7 protein-coding genes are annotated in these 8,062 nt (G+C 60.2%); 2 read left to right on the top strand and 5 right to left on the bottom strand.

What is annotated here, in order from left to right; translation table 11 throughout:
• The 5 genes from ACIOWE_RS18115 to ACIOWE_RS18095 form a co-directional block, all read right to left on the bottom strand.
• Positions 1-375: carboxymuconolactone decarboxylase family protein (locus ACIOWE_RS18115; protein WP_401394050.1), on the bottom strand; the 375-nt coding region annotated here is incomplete at its 3' end.
• Between the two features lie 209 nt (positions 376-584).
• On the bottom strand, positions 585-1,070 hold the full coding sequence (locus ACIOWE_RS18110; protein ID WP_401394047.1) for a flavin reductase family protein: 486 nt from the start codon (positions 1,068-1,070) through the stop codon (positions 585-587).
• 12 nt (positions 1,071-1,082) lie between these two features.
• Positions 1,083-2,564, bottom strand: coding sequence for an aldehyde dehydrogenase (locus tag ACIOWE_RS18105; protein ID WP_401394044.1), 1,482 nt, complete (start codon positions 2,562-2,564; stop codon positions 1,083-1,085).
• Entirely contained in the window at positions 2,561-3,394 is an 834-nt protein-coding gene (locus ACIOWE_RS18100) for an alpha/beta fold hydrolase (protein ID WP_401394041.1), read from the bottom strand. The genes ACIOWE_RS18105 and ACIOWE_RS18100 overlap by 4 nt, the downstream gene beginning before the upstream one ends.
• A 31-nt stretch (positions 3,395-3,425) precedes the next feature.
• On the bottom strand, positions 3,426-4,016 hold the full coding sequence (locus ACIOWE_RS18095) for an amino acid synthesis family protein (RefSeq protein WP_007917992.1): 591 nt from the start codon (positions 4,014-4,016) through the stop codon (positions 3,426-3,428).
• A 450-nt stretch (positions 4,017-4,466) separates the two neighbouring features.
• Here ACIOWE_RS18095 and ACIOWE_RS18090 point away from each other — a divergent pair, with 450 nt between their 5' ends.
• Both ACIOWE_RS18090 and ACIOWE_RS18085 read left to right on the top strand, forming a co-directional pair.
• Complete coding sequence (locus ACIOWE_RS18090; RefSeq protein WP_401394038.1) at positions 4,467-5,510, top strand: WD40/YVTN/BNR-like repeat-containing protein; 1,044 nt, start codon at positions 4,467-4,469, stop codon at positions 5,508-5,510.
• A complete protein-coding gene (locus ACIOWE_RS18085) occupies positions 5,507-7,891 on the top strand; it encodes an RND family transporter (RefSeq protein ID WP_201237837.1) in 2,385 nt (794 codons plus the stop codon). The genes ACIOWE_RS18090 and ACIOWE_RS18085 overlap by 4 nt, the downstream gene beginning before the upstream one ends.
• Positions 7,892-8,062 lie beyond the last annotated feature (171 nt).

Below are 8,062 nucleotides of genomic sequence, written 5' to 3'. Positions count from 1 at the left end.
GGCGTCGGCTTCGGCGAAGGCTTCACGGGCGAGCCGGAAACTGTCCACGGCCGCCGGGACGCCGCAATAAATGCCGACCTGAAGCAGAATTTCGCGTATTTGCTCACGACTCAGGCCGTTACGCAAGGCGCCGCGCACATGCAGCTTGAGTTCGTGCGGGCGGTTGAGCGCCGAGATCATTGCCAGGTTGATCATGCTGCGCTCCTTGAGCGACAAGCCTTCGCGGCCCCAGACATGACCCCAGCAGTATTCGGTGACCATTTCCTGTAGCGGACGGGTGAAGTCGTCGGCGTTCTCTATTGAGCGCTGCACGTACGCTTCGCCCAAGACCTGCGTGCGGATCTTCAGGCCCTTTTCATACTTTTCGTTACTCATCATTCCTCCTCACAACGCATATCCACCTGTTGGAATGAAACCTGTGGTGAGGGGATTATCCCCGACGGGGTGCGAAGCAGCCCCAACACCTGCAACCGCGATTTACCAGACATTCCGCGTGCAATGGTTTTACGACTGCTTCGCAGCCGGTCGGGGATAAATCCCCTCACCACAATGGGCAGTTCCACAGTGGGATCTGTGTGAATCCGTCAGGCCAGGGTCGGCAGGGGGCCGAGCTTGCCTTTGTGGTAGATCATCGGTGTAACCGGTTGCGCCGGCAGGATCAGGTTCTTTACCGCGCCAACGATAATCGCGTGATCGCCACCGTCGTATTCCCGCCACAGCTCACACTCGATGATCGCCGTGGCCTTGGCCAGAATCGGGTTACCCAGTTCGCTCAGATGCCACTCGATGCCTTTGGCCTTGTCTTTGCCTTTACCGGCAAACGCATAGGCTTCAGCGGTCTGGTCGGCGGACAGCAAATGGATTGCGAACTTCTTGCTGTCGCGCAACACCGTGTAGGTGTCGGAAGCATAGTTGGGGCAGAACAACACCAGCGCCGGGTCAATCGACAGCGCACTGAAGGCGCTGGCGGTGATGCCGACGATGCCGCCATCCGGGTCAAGCGTCGTGACCACCGTGACGCCGGACGGAAACGAGCTCATGACGTCTTTGTAAATGCCGGGTTCGATCATTTCTCAGGACTCCTAGCGCATCACAAACGGATCAGGCATCGGTGCCTGAGAGAGGTTGATCCACACCGTTTTCAGTTCGGTGTAGGCCAGCACCGAATCGATGCCGCTTTCGCGTCCATAGCCACTGTTCTTGAAGCCGCCGATCGGTGCCATCGCCGACACCGCACGGTAGGTGTTGACCCAGATGATCCCTGAACGCACGTCACGGGCGAGGCGATGGGCGCGACCGAGATCGCGGGTCCAGATGCCGGCCGCGAGGCCGAACTGTGAGTCGTTGGCGATGGCCAGCGCTTCGGCTTCATCTTTAAAGCGAATCACCGACGCCACCGGGCCGAAGACTTCTTCCTGCATGATCTTCATCGAATTGCGGTCGCATTCGAACAGCGTCGGCTCGTAGAACCAGCCTGCGCCGAGATTTTCCGGACGCTTGCCGCCAGTACGCAAACGCGCACCCTCAGCGATGGCATCCGCCACCAGACCTTCGACCACGGCCAGTTGCTGCGCGGTGGCCATCGGGCCCATTTCGCTGCTGTCTTCCTGCGGGTTGCCGATGCGAATGCGTTGGGCGCGTTCGACCAGCCGATTGACGAATTCGTCGTAGATTTCGTCCTGCACCAGCAAGCGCGAACCCGACACACAGCTCTGACCCGACGCCGCATAGATCCCGGCAATCGCACCGTTGATCGCGCTGTCGAGATCGGCGTCGGCGAAGATGATGTTCGGCGACTTGCCGCCCAGTTCCAGCGACAGCTTGGCGAAATTCTCGGCGCTGCTGCGCACCACATGCCGCGCCGTCGCCGCGCCGCCAGTAAAGGCGATCTTGCGGATCAGCGGATGGCGGGTGAGGGCGGCGCCGGTGCTCGGGCCGTATCCGGTGACGACGTTGACCACGCCCGGCGGAATCCCGGCCTCGAGGGCCAGACGTGCGAGTTCAAGAATGGTCGCCGAGGCATGCTCGGACGGCTTGATCACAATCGTGTTGCCGGCGGCGAGGGCCGGCGCCAGTTTGATTGCGGTCAGGTACAACGGGCTATTCCACGGAATGATCGCGGCGACCACGCCCATCGCTTCGTGCACCGTGTAGGCGAACAGGTCAGGCTTGTCCAGCGGCAGGGTGCCGCCTTCGAGCTTGTCGGCAAGCCCGGCGGTGTAGTGAAAGAACTCCGGCAGATAACCGACCTGACCCCGGGTTTCGCGGATCAGCTTGCCGTTGTCGCGGCTTTCCAGCTGCGCCAGTTGTTCCTTGTTTTCCGCGATCAAATCACCGAGACGGCGCAGCAACTTGCCGCGTGCAGTGGCGGTCAGACCGCGCCAGCCCGGGCTGTCGAACGCGGTTTGTGCCGATTGCACGGCGCGTTCGACGTCGGCTTCATCGGCGTCGGGCAGTTCGGCCCAGGCTTGTGCGGAGGCCGGGTTGAGGCTTTCGAAAGTCTTGCCGGAGAGGGCGTCGACCCATTCTCCGCCGATGCACATCTGGAAGCGTGCGAGTGTCATGCAACGATCCCCTTTATATGGTTTTGTCGGGAGTGTGCGAATTGGAGAAATTCCAGCAGCGTCTGATTGACCAGACGCGGCGACTCTACGGGCATCATATGCCGTTGCTCGGGCAGTACGGCAACCTTCGCGCCGGGGATGCACCGGGCCAGTTGCTCGGCCATTTCCGGGGTCGAACCCGGGTCGAGTTCGCCGGTGGCGATCAGTGTCGGCGCCTGAATGCTGCCCAGGTCGTCGGCGCGATACATGTCTTGTGTGGCGAACAGTTCGTAGGTGGTCAGATAACCCTGCGGATCATTGCCGGCGAGGGTCTGACGGATCGCGGCGATCTGCGCCGGATTGGCCGCCTGATACTCGCGGCTGAACCAGCGTGACAGCGCCGCTTCGGCGTTGGCGTCCGGGCCATGTTCGGCCGCTTGCGCGGTGCGAGCGATGACCCCGGCACGCTGTTCTTCGCTGCGGTTGAACACGCTGTTCAACACCACCAGGCTTTGCAGGCGCTGCGGGTAATGCAGGGCAAAGGCCCGGGCAACCAGACCGCCCATGGAGAAACCGATCACCGCTGCCTGCGGCAGATTCAGGTGATCGAGCAACTCCAGCAATTGATCGGCATACCCGAGCAAGTCGGTGCCGCTGGCCGGTCGCGGGCTGGCGCCATGGCCGAGCATGTCATAGGCGATCACTTGGTACTGGGTCGACAGGCCAACGATCTGGCCGCCCCACATTTCTTTGTTCAGGCCCACGCCGTGGATCAAGACCACGGGCTGGCCTTGGCCGGTCGCCAGGTAACTGGTGCCAGCCGGGGTGAGTTCAGCGGTGAGCCGAATCATGGAGCGCTCCTGCAATGCCTTTTTATTGTGATTACTGGGCTTTTTCGGCGGCCAGTTCTTCCAGATCGATGTAACGGTTACCGATGCGTGGGTGCAGACGGCCACCGTCGGCGCAACCCAGTACCACGACGATTTCGTCGGCACGCGGCGCGTCTTCGATCTGCATTTCCAGGGTGATGTAGTGCGAACGCTGACCTTCGTCGTCCTTGTGCATCATCGGGATCTGGATCGACGTGCCCGGGCCGCCGCGCTTGTTGGTGAAGCTCAGATAGCTCTTGGCGTTGACCGCTTCGCGGTAGTGGTTGCCGAAGCGCAGGGTGTGGATCACGGCGGAAGCGTGTTCGATCTCGCCATCGGCGCCGACCACGGCGGCTTTGCCGTAGGCCTCGATCTTCTCGGCACCGCCGATGATGCCGACCAGACGCTCGACCATCAGTGCGCCGAGGTCAGAGCAGTTGGCGCGGATCTGCGGCTTGAGGTCTTCAACGAAACCGTTGCCCACCCACGGGTTTTTCATCACCACGGCGAGGCCGACCATGGTCACTGGCTTGTCGGTGGCTTTGCCGCCTTCGATGAAGGTCTCTTCGACATAGCTGACGATCTTGCGAATTTCGAAACTCATGAGCTGCTCCGTTGGGGGATTGAGAGTGTCTGTGCGTCTGATGGTATACCATAATACCGATCGTGCAAGTCCCCCTCGCAACATTTGCCGCATCACTCCGGCGAATGGTCATGCATTCAAGTCCCAAAGCCCCCACGATCCCCTGTAGGAGTGAGCCTGCTCGCGATAGCGGTGTGTCAGTCAGCGATTCTTTACCTGATATACCGCTATCGCGAGCAGGCTCACTCCTACAGGGGGAATATCTCGGCAATACGGGCTCGCTTTTGGTTAACAAAAGATAACGTGGCGCCGATTGTCAGACGTTTCTAAAGCCCGATAGGATGAGCCAGCTTCCGAAGTGGCTCTGGATTGCGGGTTTCAGGACTATGCTTCTGACCAGCCATCACTGGAGCACACTTGCGGCGCCCTTGAAGGCCAGATGGCCTAACAATAATAAATAGGGGAAGGTCTATGAGTCGTTGCCGCCCGCCGGCGTTACGCAACACCGCGTTGCTGGCCACAGCACTCTCTCTGCTGGGCTTCGCCACGTTGTCGGCACCTGTGATCGCCGCCGAGGCCCCGGCCGACGTGGTGTACGCCACCGAATCCGCCAAAGCCACGAAAAGCCTGATTCTCGATGTTGTTCACGCCGGCGCCCGCCTGGTGGCGGTCGGGGATCGCGGGCACATTGTCTATTCCGATGACCAGGGCAAGACCTGGACTCAAGCCAAGGTGCCGAGCCGGCAACTGCTCACGGCGGTGTATTTTGTCGACGACAAACACGGCTGGGCGGTCGGTCATGATGCGCAGATTCTCGCCAGCGAAGACGGCGGTCTGACCTGGACCAAGCAATTCGAAGACCTCAAACGTGAATCGCCGCTGCTCGACGTCTGGTTCAAGGACGTCAACAGCGGCCTCGCCGTGGGCGCGTACGGCGCATTGCTGGAAACCACCGACGGCGGCAAACACTGGGAAGACGTCAGTGACCGTCTCGACAACGAAGACCAGTTCCACCTCAACGCCATCGCGGCGGTGAAAGACGCCGGGCTGTTCATCGTCGGCGAATCCGGCAGCATGTTCCGCTCCGCCGACTGGGGCCAGACCTGGGAAAAACTCGAAGGTCCGTACGAAGGTTCGTTGTTCGGTGTGATCGGCACCGCGCAACCGCAGACGCTGTTGGCCTACGGCCTGCGCGGCAACCTTTACCGCTCCACCGATTTCGGCAGCACCTGGGAACAGGTTGAATTGAAAGCCGCGCGCGGTGCGCTGGAGTTCGGTCTGTCCGGCGCCACGCTGCTTGCGGATGGCTCCATCGTCATTGTCGGCAACGGCGGTTCGGTGATCAGCAGCAGTGACAACGGCGAAACGTTCAGCGTGTTCAACCGTCCTGATCGCATCTCGCTGTCTTCGGTTACTGCGGCGGGCGACGGCAACCTGATTCTGACCGGGCAGGGCGGTGTGCACACCACGTTGCCAAACGGCGCCGAGATCAATAATAAGAAGGCGGGGCTATGACTTCCTTGATCACTCCTCAGCAGGACAAGGCGACGTTCCTTGAACGTCTGATTTTCAACAACCGCCCGGCAGTGATCCTCATCTGTCTGGTGGTGAGCATTTTCCTGTTCTGGCAGGCCACGTTGATTCGGCCGTCGACCAGTTTCGAAAAAATGATCCCGCTCAAGCATCCGTTCATCGAGAAGATGATGGAGCACCGCAACGATCTGGCGAACCTGGGTAACACCGTGAGGATTTCGGTGGAAGCCACCGACGGCGACATCTTCTCCAAGGAGTACATGGAGACACTGCGTCAGATCAATGACGAGGTGTTCTACATCTCCGGCGTTGACCGTTCCGGCCTGAAGTCGCTGTGGAGCCCGAGCGTACGCTGGACCGAAGTGACCGAAGAAGGTTTTGCCGGCGGCGAAGTGATTCCGCAGAGCTACAACGGCTCGCAGGACAGCCTCGATCTGCTGCGCAACAACGTGCTCAAGTCCGGTCAGGTCGGGCGTCTGGTGTCCAACGACTTCAAGTCGAGCATCGTCGACATCCCGCTGCTGGAGTCCTATCCGGACCCCGAAGACCAAGGCAAATTGCTCGCGCTGGACTACCGCAAGTTCTCCCATGAACTCGAAGACAAGATCCGCAACAAGTTCGAAGCGCAGAACCCCAACGTCAAGATCCACATTGTCGGTTTCGCCAAGAAGGTCGGCGACCTGATCGACGGTCTGGTGATGGTGGTCCTGTTCTTCGGCATCGCTTTCGTCATCACCCTGATCCTGCTGTTGTGGTTCACCAACTGCCTGCGCAGCACCATTGCGGTGTTGAGTACGACGCTGGTGGCGGTGGTCTGGCAACTCGGATTGATGCACTTTTTCGGTTTCGGGCTCGATCCCTATTCGATGCTGGTGCCGTTCCTGATCTTCGCCATCGGTATCTCCCACGGGGTGCAGAAGATCAACGGGATCGCCCTGCAATCCAGTGAGGCGGATAACGCACTGACGGCGGCACGAAGGACGTTCCGGCAATTGTTCCTGCCGGGGATGATCGCGATTCTGGCGGATGCCGTCGGCTTCATCACGCTGCTGATCATCGACATCGGCGTGATTCGTGAACTGGCCATCGGCGCGTCCATCGGTGTCGCGGTGATCGTGTTCACCAACCTGATCCTGCTGCCGGTTGCGATTTCCTATGTCGGCATCAGCAAGCGTGCGATTGCCAGGAGCAAGAAAGACGCGAACCGCGAACATCCGTTCTGGCGCCTGTTGTCGAACTTCGCCAGCCCGAAAGTTGCCCCGGTTTCCATCGCGCTGGCGCTGATCGCCTTCGGCGGCGGCCTCTGGTACAGCCAGAACCTGAAAATCGGTGACCTCGACCAGGGCGCGCCGGAACTGCGCCCGGACTCGCGCTACAACAAGGACAACAACTTCATCATCAACAACTATTCGACCAGTTCCGATGTGCTGGTGGTGATGGTCAAGACCAAGGCCGAGGGTTGCTCACGCTACGAAGCCATGGCGCCGATCGATGAGCTGATGTGGAAGATGCAGAACACCGAGGGCGTGCAGTCGGCGATCTCGCTGGTGACCGTGTCCAAGCAGATGATCAAGGGCATGAACGAGGGCAACCTGAAATGGGAGACCCTGTCGCGCAACCCTGACGTGCTGAACAACTCGATTGCCCGCGCCGACGGTCTGTACAACAACAGTTGCTCGCTGGCGCCGGTGCTGGTGTTCCTCAACGATCACAAGGCCGAAACCCTTGATCGTGCGGTACATGCGGTGCAGGAATTCGCCAAGGACAACAACAAGGACGGTCTGGAATTCATCCTCGCCGCCGGTAACGCCGGGATCGAGGCGGCCACCAACGAAGTCATCAAACAGGCTGAGTTGACCATCCTGATACTGGTGTACATCTGCGTGGCGGTGATGTGCATGATCACCTTCCGTTCATGGGCGGCGACCTTGTGCATCGTCCTGCCACTGGTGCTGACCTCGGTACTCGGCAACGCATTGATGGCGTTCATGGGCATTGGCGTGAAAGTCGCGACGCTGCCAGTGGTGGCGCTGGGTGTGGGGATTGGCGTCGACTACGGCATCTACATCTACAGTCGTCTGGAAAGCTTCCTGCGTGCCGGGTTGCCGTTGCAGGAAGCCTATTACCAGACCCTGAAATCCACCGGTAAAGCGGTGCTGTTCACCGGTCTGTGCCTGGCCATCGGCGTGTGCACCTGGATCTTCTCGGCGATCAAGTTCCAGGCCGACATGGGTCTAATGCTGACCTTCATGCTGCTGTGGAACATGTTCGGTGCGCTGTGGCTGCTGCCGGCACTGGCCAAGTTCCTGATCAAACCGGAGAAGCTGGCGGGGCAGAAGGGCAATTCACTGTTTGCTCACTGATCTGAAAGGCTGAAACGACAAAGCCGCAACCTCAAGGTTGCGGCTTTTTTTATCCCGCGAATTTCACACAATCTCCTTGTAGGAGTGAGGCGGGGCGCGGGGGGGGGGGGGGGGGGGGGGGTGGGGGGGCGGGGGTAAAACCCAAAAGCGCCCGGGCACACCGACAACCGG

The organism is Pseudomonas sp. NPDC087598 (genome assembly GCF_044743525.1).
Taxonomy (GTDB): Bacteria; Pseudomonadota; Gammaproteobacteria; order Pseudomonadales; family Pseudomonadaceae; genus Aquipseudomonas.
This window is presented reverse-complemented; position numbering and strand designations above follow the sequence as displayed.